Here is a 15,642-nt window from a genome sequence, read left to right as displayed (position 1 = left end):
GTGAACGCGTTTTTCATTCTTCTGTTTTATTGTTTTCTTTCGCCTCTAACTCTTCTAATTTTTTCTTCAAAGTCTCCACTTGTGCACTATACGATGCAATACCTACATCTAGTGAAATTTCTTCGACGAAAGTAATACCTACTCTCCACTTTTCATATTTCAATCGAAGATCTGCAATGTACGCTTCTTTTCTTTCAATTTCATCTTTAATCCATTTTTTTATTGTTACATCATCACTATAGTTACCAAAATACATTCTCATTAAAAAATCCGAACGTAAAACATCCTTCTCTACAGGTGTCTGCATGTATTGATAAAATTCTTCACGCCCCTCATCTGTAATAAAGTACATTTTCTTATTCGGTTTTCCCTCTTGCATGACAACCTCTTTTTTTATTTTCCCTTCATTCTCCAATTGTCGTAACGTTGGATAAATCATTCCAAAACTTCCATCAAAAAAATGAGTAAATACGTCTTCAAACACAATTTTAATATCGTAACCAGACAATTCCTTTTCCATTAATAAACCTAAAACAACATCTCTTCCCTTCAAAGTAAAACCCCCACATAGTATATAATCAATAATCATATTAACAATGTTAATATGATTATTGATTATATACCTTATTCTGTTAATTGTAAAATGTTTCTAAATAAAAAAGCCCCATAATTTGGTTTCACCAATTCACAGGACCATTTTCTTTTTTACTCTTTAACACCTACATCTTGCAAAACTTCAATATCCTCTTTCATTTCATAATAATAAGAAGGCAATTCTATACCATGTTCTAAGAAATAATCCTCAATGAATGAAATAATGATTTTTAACGTTTTCACACGGGCATACAATTTATCGTTACTTTCAATAATATGCCACTTCGCATTTGGCTTACTTGTTTTTTCAAACATGTCTTCCATTGCTTCAACATATTCATCCCATTTTTCACGATTACGCCAATCTTCGTCTGTAATTTTCCATCTTTTCAAAGGATTTTTCTCTCTATCTTTAAATCTCTTTAACTGTTCCTCTTTACTTATATGGTAGAAGAACTTCCCTATTATGTAATGGTCATCTGTTAGTAGTTTTTCAAAATCATTAATCTCATCATATGCTCTCATCCACTCTTCCTTTGTAGCAAATCCTTCAACACGCTCAACTAACACACGACCGTACCATGAGCGATCAAAAATGGTGATTTGCCCGTACTGTGGAATTTTGCGCCAGAAACGTTGCAAATAATGGTAACGTTTTTCATGAGGTGCAGGCGCTCCAATTGGATCTACTTGGAACCCACGTGGGTCAAGATGTTCCGTCACCCGCTTAATTGCCCCACCTTTACCAGCCGCATCCCATCCTTCCATAACAAGCATAACCGCGATTTTTTCTTCTTTCAAAATTTGTTGTAATGCTAATAAGCGCCTTTGATATTTTTCGAGTTTCTTGTTGTACTTAGATTTTGATTCAATTTTTTTCGTTAAATCTACTTTAGCAAGATGTACATTTTCCATAAAACAAAGCCCCCTTGTTGTATGACAATGTTATTTTAACATATTTTTGGTAATTTTTTCATATCCTAAATAGCTTTGTAGAAACATCTCTACACAGCTTCCCTCTCTAATTTCACATATACAAGCACATTTAACTACATTAAAATAAATAATTTATACGGAATTATTAGTATATTCTTTTTATTAAAACGTAAAAATAGCCCTTTTAAAAAGGGCAGTAATCTAAGTATAGAAAAAACAAATTTATTCTTTCTTACTTCATACGTAATTATGCTAGCTATAAGAGTAGTGAATAAGATATTGATTCACTACTCATAATAACCACTTTACATTATATGGTATATTAACTCGTAAAAAGAAGATAATAACAAGTAAATCCATTAAAGAATGGGAGCTCTAAAAAAAATGAACCGAAAAATATTAACTCTCTTTACACTTATATGTTTAGCACTACCAATGCAAGCTAGTGCTTACACATTTCAGTCACTGCCGATTGCGTCAAAGTCTAAACAATGGTATGTCGAAATTGATAAATCCCATAATCCAAACAAGCAAGCAATCCAGCCAAAACAAGGTGTATTTGATACGTATAGTTTACTCGTAAAAAACATCGGTCATGATGTATCAAATGTATCTGTGGAAATACTTGATAACAATCCTACCTCTAAAGCTACCTTTAAACCTACTACACCTAATGAAAATATTTCTAAAAGTCATACAAGCTTTGACTACATGGTATTCCCATTAGACTTTAATAGTCATAATTTTAAAGTTGTGATCACTTGGGAAGAAAAGAATTTCTCTTATAACGGCCATCCGGTAAATGAAGGTAAAAAAATGAAACAAACATTTGTATTTAATGAAGAATAAGTCCTAATTTCTTTAGGGCTTATTCTTTCTTATGGATACCAATCGATACAGCACTAAAGCTACCTATGCAAACTTAGTTTAAAGAAAGATTCCCATTATTTTTTGAAACAGGCACTTTTGAAATTCAACGTGTTTGGGATAATGAGCTAAATAAACAAATTTCTATGACAATTACCCATACATAAAAAAGCTTGGAAACCCATCCAAGCCTTTCTTACTTCTGTGCAATTTTTTCAATCTTATAATGAATATGTAAAAATTCAAGTCCAAATAGCCACATGCTATGATGAGCTGTTAACATTTTATCCTTACCCTCTGTAATGATGAAAGTCTCTGCTAACGGTAAACGGATTGTTAAGAACCGAGTATGTAAATAAATCCCCTCATCTCCCTGGCCATTTTCTCTTAACTTACTAGTAATGATTAAATCATGATTATCATTACATAGCCTCAAAATACCAGTAATATTCGAATAAGGTAAAGGCAAGGCGATATTCATATATGTCTCATCCTTATCTGTATGCTTTGAATAAAGAGCTACAAAAATAGATTCACCTGCTTCATTTTTCCTTAGCCAAGCCCTTACATTCTCTCTTCCATCTTCCTCATCCATTACACCAATGATAGAGCCATGCATCGTTTCCCACTTGTCGCCCATTCCTAAATGTATTTGTCCTACATGCTTGCTCATTTTCTCATAACAAAATGCAAATAGGCGGAACCAACGAGCCCATTTAATATTTGATTGCAACTCATACTCTGTTGTATTTTCATAAAAACGAATAATACTTAAAGGTACCTTCGTCACGTCAAATGACTCACTATGAAAATCAGTTATTTGATCAACTAAACCGTTGTATTCCTTACTGCCTACTAAATTGCCGCTATATAAAAAAGCCTCACCAATTGCCACACTTCCTCTTAATTTACTCATTGGTTTCCCATAGTATTTATAATTCGGAACACTCTTTTCGATCATCCAGCCGACAAATGCCGGTAACGCTACTCCAATTCCGTTGACAACACCGTGAATCCAAACCATTTGAGCAATTGTAATCGTCATTACATGCTTCAAATTCCCGTATGAGTATATAAGTGAGAACATAATTGTAACCATGAGTGTACTAGACGAAACGATTAAAAGAATCTTTGCACTGATAGCATTAAATTTTGCTCTCCAAACGTAAAATCCATATCCATAAATCGCACATAAATATAGGAGCACTGCAAAAAATTCAAATATTCTCGAGTATGTAATTCCTATTGCAACTGTCATAGGTGAAATCATGATGATAAACATAATAGCATCATATACTTTACTTCTCTTTTCTCTTTTTCTCCCTGTTAAACCAGCTGATAATGGCAATAGAAACGCCGAATAATGAAAATGCGCTGCTGTGAGTAAAACAATGTCAGAGCTAAAATGCATAATTGAAAGTTTTGCTACTGAAGCAAAAAACCAAAAACCACCTAAAAACAAATAAATATACGCACTATCTATGGCGTTCTCTTCTAGCGGCTTCCATCCTCTTTCTAGCAATCTACTTACACCAAATAACGCAACAATTCCTGTATATACAAACCAAACTAGCGCAAATACATAGTGATTTGTGACGAAAGCTAGCATTGCACAAATTGCTGCGATTGGATATAAAAACGATACGAATTTATAAAATAATAAATACGATCCATCTCTTTTTCTTTTATCAATAATACAAAGTGACATTGGTATAAATAATAAAACAGATAATAATATAATTGCTTCAACAGGATTTACATTCGACCACTCATATATTAGAAAAACAACATAACAAGCAAGCCCAAATATTATATTTTTCATATCGTTTATTTCCTTTCCAAAAATGTTCCCTTATATGAAAAAAGCGAGCCAATTAACGGGTTTCGTACTTGTACGTGAATTCGAAAACATTGTAGTTCATCATCATAACTTTCAACAATTTTTGCCTCACCATACAAAAATTTTGGTAACGGAATTTTTCTTCCAAACATATAAAACCATTGTTTCTTTGAAGAAATATGCATTGCCCCTAACTCATCGATATGAAAATGCAGTGTAGAAACGAGTAAATGTGGTTCGCCAAAATAATCTACAATTTCATTTTCGTTTCCATCCAATTGCATAACTGCATTAAAATATCTTTTCTTATTTCACCTATTGATTCCCCTTCTCCAGCTATTTCAAACCCAAATCCAATCTTTGTTTTATACAAAAACTTCTGTGGTTCTCCTTCTTTTTTCTCTAAATACGAAATTTCAGTAAAGCGAGCATCCCACTCTGTATGTATATCTGGTTCTTGCGTATATTCCCATAATTTTCCCATCGTCGTGTTCATTTTTGTCGCAACATAAATAGGCTGTTTCCTTTTCATTCTCCCACCTCCTATGCACTATAAGTTTAATGTACATGCAATGAATTTATTTTGCTACATTTTTCACAAACTTCCTCAGAAAAAAGAAAGAATTTTTAAAATATATATAAAACACTTGATTCCCCGAAAAATTTAAATTATTATAAAACAAATGTTACCAACAACTTCATAAATCAAACACTCTCGCCTAAAACGTGAGATAGAGGTTGCGATACTTATGAGTATTCTAATGGAGACACAGAGATGTCTATGAACTTAGATGAAAGGAAGTATTGCCGAAATTGATAAGTTTCTCTGCATTTATCAATTGGGGCTGTTTTCGAATAGAAACAGAACTGTCATATGTACAGACGTGTACGTATGAAGAGCTATCTACAAAAAAGAGATATCATTTTTTATGATATTCCTTTTTTGGCGGTTTTTTTATTAGCTCCGTTTTCTGTTTCCCTTTTCCTGTAACAGCACCATCCTCACTTATTTGAGATGGTGTTTTTTGTTTGTCTTTCTGGTAACTACAGGAGTATTGGGATTTATATATTTCCTAATCTATTCTTAAAAATAGACGAAAGAAGGAATTTGTAATGGAAACAATTGTTCAAAAATTTGGTGGCACTTCTGTCGGAAGCGTCGAGCGCATTCAACATGTAGCAAATTTAATTATTGAAGAATATGAACGAGGTCATAGCGTTGTCTCTGTCGTTTCAGCAATGGGAAAAAGCACGGATGAACTTGTCGCACTCGCTAACGTTATTACAGAAAATCCAAGTAAACGTGAAATGGATATGCTTCTATCTACAGGAGAGCAAGTAACTATTTCATTATTAACGATGGCACTACAAGCAAAAGGGTATAACGCGATTTCATTAACAGGATGGCAAGCTGGTATTACGACAGAATCTGTACATAGTAGTGCACGGATTACTGACATTCATACAGATCGTATTCAATCTTATCTTGCTGAAGGCACGATTGTTATTGTAGCTGGTTTCCAAGGAGTCAGTGAAGATTTTGAAATTACAACGCTTGGACGAGGCGGTTCTGATACAACTGCTGTCGCATTAGCTGCTGCACTAAACGCAAAAAAATGTGATATTTACACAGATGTGACCGGCGTATATACGACGGATCCACGAGTTGTAAAAGATGCTTATAAATTAGATGAAATTTCTTATGACGAAATGTTAGAACTTGCAAACCTCGGTGCTGGTGTATTACACCCGCGTGCTGTTGAGTTTGCTAAAAATCATAATGTCATTTTAGAAGTTCGCTCAAGTATGGAACAAGAAAACGGAACAATTGTAAAAGGAGAATGTAACATGGAACAACAATCAATCGTTAAAGGTATTGCATTTGAAGATAATATTACACGCATCACAGTGAAAGGATTAGAACAAGGTTCACTTTCAACTGTTTTCTCTACATTAGCAGCGGCACATATTAATGTAGATATCATCATTCAAAGTATTACAAATGAAGGAACTGTTCATCTCTCCTTCTCCATCCATTCTAATGATTTAAGAGAAACATTAGAAGTATTGGAACAAAATCAAGAGGCACTTCACTATGAAGCAGTAGAATATGAAAATCATTTAGCAAAAGTATCAATCGTAGGATCTGGCATGGTATCTAACCCTGGTGTTGCTGCAAATATGTTTACTACTTTAAAAGAAGAAGATATTCATATTAAAATGGTAAGTACATCAGAAATTAAAGTGTCTGTCGTTATTGACCGCCTTCATTTAGTAACAGGTGTTGAGGCACTGCATCAATCATTTATGGCGAAAATTGAGCCTTTAGTACAAATGAGCTAATTTGATATGCTCAGTAACACTTATAAAAAAATCATATTAATCTACTTCCTTCCTATTAAATAAAAGCTGTTCGTTAACAAGATGCTATATGACATATAAAAAAACACCTTGTCACATTTTCCTATACTACGACAAGGTGTTTTTGACTGAAAGGAATTTGTAACTACTTAGTAGTATAATTATGAGGATGATTAAATAATGAACTTTTATACATAAGGAGATAAGACTATGGCAAAAAACAAATTATTACGAATGGACAATGTCAGCATCGTTGTAAAATCTCTTGATAACGCAATCTCTTTCTTTGAGGAGATTGGCTTGAATCTCGAAGGTCGAGCCAATGTCGAAGGTGAATGGGCTGGTCGCGTAACTGGACTCGGTTCTCAGTGCGTAGAGATCGCTATGATGGTCACTCCAGATGGCCACAACCGAATTGAACTTTCGCGATTTCTCACCCCTCCTACTATAGCAGATCACCGAAAAGCTCCTGTAAACACCCTCGGTTATCTACGCGTCATGTTCACCGTTCAAGATATTGACGAAATGGTATCGAGACTCACTAAGCATGGTGCAGAGCTCGTTGGCGAAGTAGTTCAGTACGAGAACTCGTATCGTCTCTGCTACATTCGTGGAGTCGAAGGAATTTTAATCGGTTTAGCGGAAGAACTCGGTAATAAATAAGCAAGTGACGTTTTATAAAAAGGCACTATCATTGAATAAAACGTAGACTCTTAAGCGATTTTATTATTATATTTTGAACCCCGTCCTAGCTTTAGACCGGGGTTATGCTTGTTTGAGCTTTTAAAATTAAATAACTTTATTATCATTTTACATATAGATTTCAAGGATCTACCCAAATAGCTTTCATATTACCGATATCCTAAAATCATTATAATACAATAAAAATATTCGTTATACCCTTTCCTAGGAAATATAACTAACTCTTCTTACTTTTTATCACATATATCTTTTCGCTCTTTCTCTTGAAAAAACGATCTATATTCATTCAAAATAACTTTCTTCACATTCGAATAAAAAACCATCATGAATAGTGCAACTCCTAATACAAATACTTGTATTCCTTCATAATCAATGAATGCACTCATAATTAGCAATCCAAACCCAATATAAAAACCAAAATCATTCTCTTTCTCAAAATCCTCATCTTCTTCATCAATATGTATTTTTTCTTTAATATTCTGTTTCCCTTTTATTAACTCATCAAGCGTAACATTGTACATTTCGCTTAGTAAAATTAGATTATCAATATCAGGATAACTTTTATCATTTTCCCATTTGTACACTGCTTGCCTCGTCACACCAATCTTTTTAGCAACATCCTCTTGCGAAAACCCCTTTGATTCTCGTAGTTTTTTTAGCTGCTCTCCTATGCTCATAACGTCCCCTCCTTTAACAAATTATTACATAAAAAGAGATATAAATGAAAGAAACCATTAGTAAAACTCTCTGTAAACCATTCGTTTACACAATTTAAAAAGAGGGAATAGCTCTATATTTAAGCTATTCCCTCACTTCTATTAAAACAGATGAATGTTTTCTTTTTTACAAGCTGCACGTAAATCGTCAGGCCATACAGAAGATTGAACTTCACCGATATGTGCTTTACGTAAGAAGTACATGCACATTCTTGATTGTCCAATGCCACCGCCGATTGTTAATGGTAGTACGTCTTCTAATATACCTTTATGGAAATCATACTCACGTTTGAATTCTTCACCAGTTTTCGTTAACTGCTCATCAAGTGATTTACTATCAACACGAATTCCCATTGATGATAATTCAAATGAAGATTGTAGTACTGGGTGCCAGAATAAAATGTCACCGTTTAATTTCCAATCATCATAATCAGCTGCGCGTCCGTCGTGCTTTTCGCCTGAACGAAGTGCATCACCAATTCCGATAATGAAAACTGCACCATGTTCTTTCGCAATTGCATGTTCACGATCTTTCGGTGTTAATTCTGGATATTTATCTTCTAGTTCTTGAGAAGTAATGAAAACAATCTCTTCTGGTAAATACTTTCCAAGGAACGGATATTTTTCAAACAAGTGATCTTCTAAATCTTTGAATATTCCATAAATTGTTTGTACTGTTTTTTGTAAGTAATCGACAGTACGCCATTCTTTTTGAACGATTTTTTCCCAATCCCATTGGTCAACGTAAATGGAATGCGTTGCATCAAGTTCTTCATCACGACGGATTGCGTTCATGTTTGTATATAAACCTTCACCAGCTTCGTATCCGTATTCATGTAATGCAAATCGTTTCCATTTCGCTAGTGAATGAACAATTTCTAATTCTTCTCCTGAATGTAACATATCAAATTCAATTGGGCGTTCTACACCGTTTAGGTGATCGTTTAATCCTGATTTTTTCGTTACGAATAATGGTGCAGATACGCGAAATAGTTCAAGGCGTTTTGCTAATTGGTCCTCGAAGAATGTTTTAACTTCCTTAATTGCGATTTGAGTCTCTCTTACTGTCATTAATGATTGATACATGGTGGTTTCCTCCTAAAATGTTTGGATGTTGTGAAAAGAAGCCAACAAAAAAAGCCCTTCTTTCCCAAAAAACTGGGACGAAAGGCTTTGGTTCCGCGGTACCACCCAAATTAGCAACAGAGGTTGCTCACTTATACAATACGGAGATGAAATATCTCGATACTGTTCTTCTTGTAACGGCGAAGTTCCCGGCTAAGTCTACTTTCCTATAAAGGATTTCGGTTAGCAACTCCAGGAGGTTCTTCATAATAGGCTTCGTATCAGGCTCACACCACCCCTGACTCGCTTAAACTACGTCCTACTACTACTCGTCCTTTCATAGTCGTTTTGTTGTCACATCTCTGAAACATTTTATTAATGATTATTCTATACAAAAAATAAAGAAAGTCAACAAAAAGTTTTAAAATGTTTTTCAATTCTTTATTTTACGGCTTTATTGATTGTTGTTAATTTAACATCTTTACTTTTTCTGCCTCGTCAATCCAAAAAATGTTTCACTGACCGAAACTAACGTATACACAACAATTAATGTGATCGTTCGGAATATAGAATCTGCAGTATTTCTTATTATTTTCATTTTCTTTATAATTCCTTTCAGTTTACTTGCAAATTCATGTTATACTATAGCATTCAAGCAGTTTATTTTTACTTAAAGCAATCATAGTCATTTATAAAGAGTATTTTCTAAATCATTGACTATTATCAAATAAGATTTTTATATAACGGAGTGATCATATGAGTAAAACGAAAGCAAAACCGAAAAAAGGTGTAGGACAAGGTACAGGAAGTAAAGGATGGAACCGTTGGCAATCAAGTGCAAAGAAAAAGGCAGCTGCCAAACCATACAAAAGTAAAGGTACAAAGAAGTAATTTAAATAACATTTGATTTCTTTACTTTGTACAAAACAAAATATAATTATTACAACAAAAAAGCTATGCCCTCATAAATTTGAAGGCATAGCTTTTTTATATTAAATCATTAAAATATCTCGAATTTCTTCCTCTGTGATTGAGGACAATTTCTCTTCTCCCGGCTCAATCACTTCAGCGATTAAATTTTTCTTACTTTCTTGCAGTTCATGCATTTTCTCCTCAATTGTTCCCTGAGCTACTAGCTTTATAACTTGCACTGTATTTTTTTGTCCCATTCGATACGCCCTATCGGCCGCTTGTTGTTCAACAGCTGGATTCCACCATAAATCATATAATATTACTGTATCTGCACCAGTTAAATTAAGTCCGGTACCACCAGCTTTTAAAGAAATGAGAAATAGATCTCCTTCTCCTTCGTTAAACCGATCGCACAGCTCTACACGATCCTGCGCTGGTGTACTCCCGTCTAAATAAAAGTATGGAATTGCTTGTCGATTTAACTCACGACCAATAATGGAAAGCATCTTCGTAAATTGAGAAAAAATTAATATTCTCTTCCCTGTACTTCTACATTCCTCTAAAATCTCTAACAGTTGTTCAAATTTAGCTGAACTTCCTTTGTAATCATCAACAAATAAAGCGGGATGACAACAAATTTGTCGCAATCTCGTTAAACCAGCTAAAATTCTAATTTTATTTTTACGTAACGTGTCTTTGTCTAAATGCTTTAACGTTTCTTCCCTTAACTTCGCTAAATAAGCAGCATAGAGACTCTTTTGATCGGGTAATAACTCCGATGATTGTAAGTGCTCTATTTTCTCTGGCAACTCATTTAATACGTCCCCTTTTAATCGTCTTAATACGAATGGTTTCACTCGCTTCGCTATATCTTCACGCCTTAAATCACCGAACTCTTTTCTTCCTGGTAATAATTCCGGGAAGACGACATGGAAGATAGACCATAGCTCTTCTAATGAATTTTCTACAGGTGTACCAGTTAGTCCGAAACGGTATTCAGCTTGAATTGTTTTCACAGCTCTTGCCGTTTGCGTTGTAGGGTTTTTAAACGCCTGTGCTTCATCAAGAAATAGTGTATGAAATGGTCTTGCATATAATCTTATATCTCTTCTCAGTAATGGATATGACGTGATTACGACATCAAATTCCGTTATATCTTTCAAAATTTTCCGGCGCTCTGCTTGGTTTCCATCTGCAATAACTGCTCTAATATGCGGGGCGAATTTTTTCAATTCACTAAACCAATTATAAACAAGAGATGATGGTGAAACGACTAATATTGGCAGTTTCTTTTCTCGAATCTCAGTCAAAACAGAATCTATAAAAGCAATGCTTTGCAACGTTTTTCCAAGTCCCATATCATCTGCTAAAATACCGCCAAAACGGTAATGAGCAAGTGTTTTCATCCATTCGAACCCATATACTTGATACTTTCTCATTTCTGCATTTAAAGTATTTGGCACAGCAAACTTTAATTTTTTCGGGTTTTGAATGTTTTCTACTAACTCTTGAACTGAATCATCCAAACTTAAAACATTGCCTTCGTGAAGTCCGTTCATCCATTTTACACTCCGAATAAGCGGAACATTTACCTCTTCTCCATGTAAAAATTCTTTCCGAATACCTGATTCTTTTATAAACTGATTAATTTCATTAAACTCTTTACTCTCTAGCGACAAAAACGAACCGTTCGCCAATCGATAATATTTACGTTTCTCTTCAAGGGCCGCTAATACACCTTTAATTTCTGCTTCTGGTATTCCTTTTATATCAAAACGAAATGACAACCAATCAATTCTTTCTTTTCTTCTCACTCTAATAAGAGGAACTGCATCCCCTTTACTAATTCGCAATTTGATTGCTGTCGTCGCATAAATATCAACTAAACCTTTTAATGTTGGCACGACGTGATATAAAAAGTTATACTCAGCTTCTTCATTATGCATAAAGTAACCGCCTTCTGTTTTTGCAAAGGCACTTTCACTCATAATGTCTAAAATCTCTTTTTCTTTTTTCTCATCACGATTAAAAACAGACGGCTGTCCATCCTCTTCTAGCGGATTAATCATGACGTTCCCATAGTGAAATTCAAGACCTGCTAATAAGCGATTTTTCACGCGGTCTAAATACAATTTCGCTTTTAGCGAAGGTGTTTCAACACGATCCGATATTACTTCATCAATGTGTACCGTTCCGAGCTTCATTAATCCTGGTACAACTTTCGCGACGAAATGTTCCATCTTACTTTCTGGAATATAAAACTGATTACTATTTGAGCGACTCATCATCTTTTGTAATTCAATAAGTCGCATACAATCTTCAATGTGTAAGTGATATAATTTCCCACCATAAAGTGCATTGTTATACATATCCATAACTTGTACACGATTTAGACCATCTATATGAAGTGTAAATCCGCCATTATTTCCCTTCGTAAATTCAAAGTGTAACGGCAACAAACCTTTTGAAACTTGTAATCCCTGAAACAGTTGTTTATTTTGTTTCAGCTGTACATATTCAACTTTAGAAAGTGAAGAGAGCATATCTTTCCATGAAGCTGGTGGTATAAATATCATACTTTCATCTTGTTTCGCATGTACTTCTAGCGCATCCTCATACATTTTTTCGTTATGATACATTTTAATGAGCTGCTGAATAATTGCATCCGTTTCTTGTTTAAAACTATGTACATCTGGTGTATATGTAAATTCATTTGAACAATGAAAAGACTCTCTTTTCTCCACCTTAGAAAGAAACTCTCTAATATGATTTATGAAATACACCTTGGCAAGTTTCAATTGAATTCCAAGAAGAGCACCACCACTTCTCGTAGCTACTGGTGTACATATAAACTCAACATCTAATATTTCACGTGTATCAAAACGGTGTTGTTTACTTTTTGGCCTCAGTGGTTTGTCTGCAAACAGCTGAAACATACCACTTGTCAATTGATCATTTCTGTTACTAGTGGAGCTCATTCCACCTGTTTGTTGATTATAGTTTATTTGTATTAATACTGCTGCAACATGTTGACAGTACGTTTGAAAAGACGCTAATGAAGGACAACTACATTTTGCAACAACATCACCCTTTTTAGCTTTTTCTACTGTAACCTGGAAATCCTCGTTCCCTTTTACTGTCGCCTCGCAAATTTCTTTATTTTCATCATAATGATTTATTATCACTTTATTTGATTTATAATAGGCTTCACCTCTTTTATATGAGGTCTCTCCGCACACTTCTTTAATAATCGATTTATTCAATGTGAAACTCATCGCTTTGACACTTCCTTAATATAAAACCATTTTCTCTTACTTAACATTTTACATGCTCCACGAGAAAATATAAAATGTTGATTTAACAAAAAAGATGCTTATTTATAAGCATCTTCTTCACTCTATCTCCATCAACCTCTTCGCCTCAAAATACAACACTTGAATAAACTTCTTTGTATTAATTCGCGTATGACCAGAAGATGCAAGTTCATCTTTCGTCATTTCTGTCATCCGTTTTCTAACTACAGTGAAATCGAAAAATTTTGGAGCATAGCTTTCAAATTTTGGATTTGAAAAGTCTGTTAGTCCTAAAGAAGCCAAATGATTTAACGACTGATAAATAGCTCGACGTACTCTTTGTTCAGACGCTTTTTTCTCTTTATCAATATCCGCCTCTAAAGCTATATCCCCTAATTTCCTTATCGTAATATGATGAAAAATTTCTTTTAACGCAGGAAAGCCAAAGTCAAATGTCTGTGCCTTTTCTTGACCATATAAATATTCCAGCATACTAAGTAAATCTTTACTTCCATTCTCTCCCGCAATACCGAGTTCTGATAGTAAAAAGCGCCCTAAATCCCCTATCTTTTTTCCTTCTTGTACTGGTTCAGTACGCAATTGCGGTTTTTCCCACTGAAACACGTTATTCAATGATTTTTGAATATCATGTATAGAACGCTCCAATCTAATACGCTCTATCACTTTGCGTACAACAGATACAACTTCGATTTTGTTTAATGGTTTTGTAATATAATATTCTACACCAAGTGTATATGCCTCACCTATAAGCTGCTTCGATTCCACTTGAGAAATCATAATAATTTTCCCCGTGAAAGTTGACGCAATGTGACGAACTGTTTCAATTCCGTCCCTCATCGGCATCAACAAATCAATAAATAAAATATCTACTTTTTTAAAATTTAGTTGATCCGCTTCAATAAAAGCTCCGTCATCCGCCTCACCAATTACTTCTCCAAGATCTCCATCTTCAATAATTTGCGAAAGCATTGAACGAAAAACTTCATCATCGTCTACGATATAATAAAACAAATCTATTCCCCTTCCCGCTTTAAACTACCCTCCGGTAAACAAACGATAAACTTACATCCTCTTTTATTTTCTCGGTCTTCTAATCTGACTTCTCCGCCTAGCTCTGTTACCATTTCATTTATGTAAGAAAGCCCAATACCAGTTGACGGCGTTCCCGTTTGATCATACTTGGAAGTAAATCCTGGCTTAAATACTAATTTCTTATACTTTTGTGCAATACCAGGCCCATCGTCAATTACTTCAAAAAATATATGTTGATCTCTTTTATATAGCTTAATAATAACGACACCTTTATCTTCAATTGCTTCAACTGCATTCGAAACTAAATTATTAAAAATTGATAGAACTGTATACACGTGGTATGCAGCATGCTCACCTTCTATATGTTTAGAAAAACGTATATCCTTTGCTAGCATTTCAGCATACTTTTCATTTATTCTAACAATCATTTCTGCTAACTCATGTCCTTCTACATATTCAGCCACATTTTTATCTAATAACAGTTTAGATAATCCTGCAAATATCCTTTGATTATCCTTTTTTATTTCATGCACTTCCCCTGCTATTTTCAATGCTGTTTTACTACTTGAATCAGCGTTTACTTGTAAATTTCGATATAGTTGATATGCTTCTTGTGTAATTAACTCCGCATTTTGTAACGTCTTTTTCAAATGAACAGATTCCACATATAAATTAGAAAGATGCATTAACATATTTTCATTTTCTTTTCGAACTTGCGATTCTTTTAATTTCGTTTCATATAAATTCATCATATTTAAAAAACCAAGTGCAAAGAAACTACGAAAAATAGCAATAATAATAAGTTTATTTACTTCAGAAATCGTTATTGTTGTACCGAGTACTAACATGTGATAAAACGCAAGTTCTGACATACTTGCAACAATTTCAATTGAAATTCCAAGGCATCCAATAATGATTGGTTTCTGGTGGAACTTATTTACCCTGCAAAGCGAAAAAAGACTGCCATAAATAAAATAATAGAAGAACACAGGATAACGCAAATAAAATGATTCTGTCATATGAAATGAACCTTGCATGATCCAGTCAAGACATACTCGAAATAAGACTACAGATATACCAACAAGAATACCTGCAACTCCTGCTGGTACTCTTCTTAAAAATAATAATAAAAAGAAGAATAGCGGTGTACCGAAGCTAACTCGAAACGTATCATTAAAGGGATGAAAGTTCAGCTCCCCAGCAATCGGAACAACGACCATTAATATAATTAAAAGGGACATATCTTTCTTCCATAATTGATTCCAATTCAAAGGTGACACTTCCTATACTTTTTTCAGTAGTA

At 34.2% G+C, this 15,642-nt stretch carries 12 protein-coding genes, 3 pseudogenes, 1 riboswitch and 1 other annotated feature; of the genes and pseudogenes, 5 read left to right on the top strand and 10 right to left on the bottom strand.

Features of this window, described 5'->3' with window-relative positions; all coding sequences use genetic code 11:
- Positions 1-13: 13 nt before the first annotated feature.
- Positions 14-553 carry a PadR family transcriptional regulator gene (locus BM089_RS04715; RefSeq protein ID WP_000678333.1) on the bottom strand — a complete coding sequence of 180 codons (540 nt, stop codon included), beginning with the start codon at positions 551-553 and terminating at the stop codon, positions 14-16.
- Positions 554-705: 152 nt separating this feature from the next.
- Positions 706-1,509 carry a polyphosphate kinase 2 family protein gene (locus BM089_RS04710; protein WP_090976136.1) on the bottom strand — a complete coding sequence of 268 codons (804 nt, stop codon included), beginning with the start codon at positions 1,507-1,509 and terminating at the stop codon, positions 706-708.
- Positions 1,510-1,914: 405 nt separating this feature from the next.
- Between BM089_RS04710 and BM089_RS04705 the strand changes: the two genes are divergently transcribed.
- Positions 1,915-2,379, top strand: a complete 465-nt coding sequence (locus BM089_RS04705; RefSeq protein ID WP_090976134.1) for a hypothetical protein — start codon at positions 1,915-1,917, stop codon at positions 2,377-2,379.
- A gap of 29 nt (positions 2,380-2,408) precedes the next feature.
- Positions 2,409-2,564, top strand: a pseudogene (locus BM089_RS04700) (DNA mismatch repair protein MutT); the annotation flags it as partial.
- Positions 2,565-2,593: 29 nt separating this feature from the next.
- Here BM089_RS04700 and BM089_RS04695 read toward each other — a convergent pair.
- The 3 genes and pseudogenes from BM089_RS04695 to BM089_RS04685 form a co-directional block, all read right to left on the bottom strand.
- Positions 2,594-4,219 carry a YndJ family protein gene (locus BM089_RS04695; protein ID WP_090976132.1) on the bottom strand — a complete coding sequence of 542 codons (1,626 nt, stop codon included), beginning with the start codon at positions 4,217-4,219 and terminating at the stop codon, positions 2,594-2,596.
- A gap of 5 nt (positions 4,220-4,224) precedes the next feature.
- Positions 4,225-4,548: pseudogene (locus BM089_RS04690) on the bottom strand (DUF4166 domain-containing protein); the annotation flags it as partial.
- Positions 4,536-4,769, bottom strand: a pseudogene (locus BM089_RS04685) (hypothetical protein); the annotation flags it as partial. The pseudogenes BM089_RS04690 and BM089_RS04685, both read right to left, overlap by 13 nt.
- A gap of 192 nt (positions 4,770-4,961) precedes the next feature.
- Positions 4,962-5,148, top strand: a riboswitch (Lysine riboswitch).
- Positions 5,149-5,350: 202 nt separating this feature from the next.
- Between BM089_RS04685 and BM089_RS04675 the strand changes: the two are divergent.
- Complete coding sequence (locus tag BM089_RS04675) at positions 5,351-6,580, top strand: aspartate kinase (protein WP_090976128.1); 1,230 nt, start codon at positions 5,351-5,353, stop codon at positions 6,578-6,580.
- 228 nt (positions 6,581-6,808) lie between these two features.
- The gene (locus tag BM089_RS04670) at positions 6,809-7,261 is read left to right on the top strand and encodes a VOC family protein (protein WP_090976126.1); all 453 of its coding nucleotides are present in this window, start codon (positions 6,809-6,811) and stop codon (positions 7,259-7,261) included.
- Between the two features lie 266 nt (positions 7,262-7,527).
- Here BM089_RS04670 and BM089_RS04665 read toward each other — a convergent pair whose 3' ends face one another.
- Entirely contained in the window at positions 7,528-7,977 is a 450-nt protein-coding gene (locus BM089_RS04665) for a helix-turn-helix domain-containing protein (RefSeq protein ID WP_023521645.1), read from the bottom strand.
- A gap of 141 nt (positions 7,978-8,118) precedes the next feature.
- On the bottom strand, positions 8,119-9,102 hold the full coding sequence (gene asnA, locus BM089_RS04660) for an aspartate--ammonia ligase (protein ID WP_090976124.1): 984 nt from the start codon (positions 9,100-9,102) through the stop codon (positions 8,119-8,121).
- Between the two features lie 70 nt (positions 9,103-9,172).
- Positions 9,173-9,431, bottom strand: a binding site (T-box leader).
- Positions 9,432-9,837: 406 nt separating this feature from the next.
- On the opposite strand from asnA, the gene BM089_RS04650 reads away from it, so the two are divergent.
- Entirely contained in the window at positions 9,838-9,972 is a 135-nt protein-coding gene (locus tag BM089_RS04650) for a DUF3934 domain-containing protein (protein ID WP_000047588.1), read from the top strand.
- A 101-nt stretch (positions 9,973-10,073) separates the two neighbouring features.
- Here the strand turns inward: BM089_RS04650 and BM089_RS04645 are convergent, their stop codons facing one another.
- The 3 genes from BM089_RS04645 to BM089_RS04635 form a co-directional block, all read right to left on the bottom strand.
- Entirely contained in the window at positions 10,074-13,268 is a 3,195-nt protein-coding gene (locus tag BM089_RS04645) for a DEAD/DEAH box helicase (RefSeq protein WP_090976122.1), read from the bottom strand.
- 117 nt (positions 13,269-13,385) lie between these two features.
- Positions 13,386-14,318, bottom strand: a complete 933-nt coding sequence (locus BM089_RS04640) for a response regulator (protein WP_000500299.1) — start codon at positions 14,316-14,318, stop codon at positions 13,386-13,388.
- A gap of 2 nt (positions 14,319-14,320) precedes the next feature.
- Positions 14,321-15,619: an ATP-binding protein gene (locus BM089_RS04635; RefSeq protein WP_080017571.1), complete on the bottom strand. Its 1,299-nt coding sequence runs from the start codon at positions 15,617-15,619 to the stop codon at positions 14,321-14,323.
- Positions 15,620-15,642 lie beyond the last annotated feature (23 nt).

The organism is Bacillus sp. 5mfcol3.1, assembly GCF_900114335.1.
GTDB classification, from domain to species: domain Bacteria; phylum Bacillota; class Bacilli; order Bacillales; family Bacillaceae_G; genus Bacillus_A; species Bacillus_A thuringiensis_S.
The sequence above is the reverse complement of the archived record's forward strand: the minus strand, read 5'-3'. Positions and strand labels throughout refer to the sequence as shown.

Excerpts from the sequence above, each read along its gene's own strand:
- BM089_RS04695 (WP_090976132.1), bottom strand. The coding sequence starts at position 4,219 with ATGAAAAATATAATATTTGGGCTTGCTTGTTATGTTGTTTTTCTAATA.
- BM089_RS04645 (WP_090976122.1), bottom strand. The coding sequence starts at position 13,268 with ATGAGTTTCACATTGAATAAATCGATTATTAAAGAAGTGTGCGGAGAG.
- BM089_RS04710 (WP_090976136.1), bottom strand. The coding sequence starts at position 1,509 with ATGGAAAATGTACATCTTGCTAAAGTAGATTTAACGAAAAAAATTGAA.
- BM089_RS04665 (WP_023521645.1), bottom strand. The coding sequence starts at position 7,977 with ATGAGCATAGGAGAGCAGCTAAAAAAACTACGAGAATCAAAGGGGTTT.
- asnA (WP_090976124.1), bottom strand. The coding sequence starts at position 9,102 with ATGTATCAATCATTAATGACAGTAAGAGAGACTCAAATCGCAATTAAG.
- BM089_RS04650 (WP_000047588.1), top strand. The coding sequence starts at position 9,838 with ATGAGTAAAACGAAAGCAAAACCGAAAAAAGGTGTAGGACAAGGTACA.
- BM089_RS04675 (WP_090976128.1), top strand. The coding sequence starts at position 5,351 with ATGGAAACAATTGTTCAAAAATTTGGTGGCACTTCTGTCGGAAGCGTC.
- BM089_RS04670 (WP_090976126.1), top strand. The coding sequence starts at position 6,809 with ATGGCAAAAAACAAATTATTACGAATGGACAATGTCAGCATCGTTGTA.
- BM089_RS04705 (WP_090976134.1), top strand. The coding sequence starts at position 1,915 with ATGAACCGAAAAATATTAACTCTCTTTACACTTATATGTTTAGCACTA.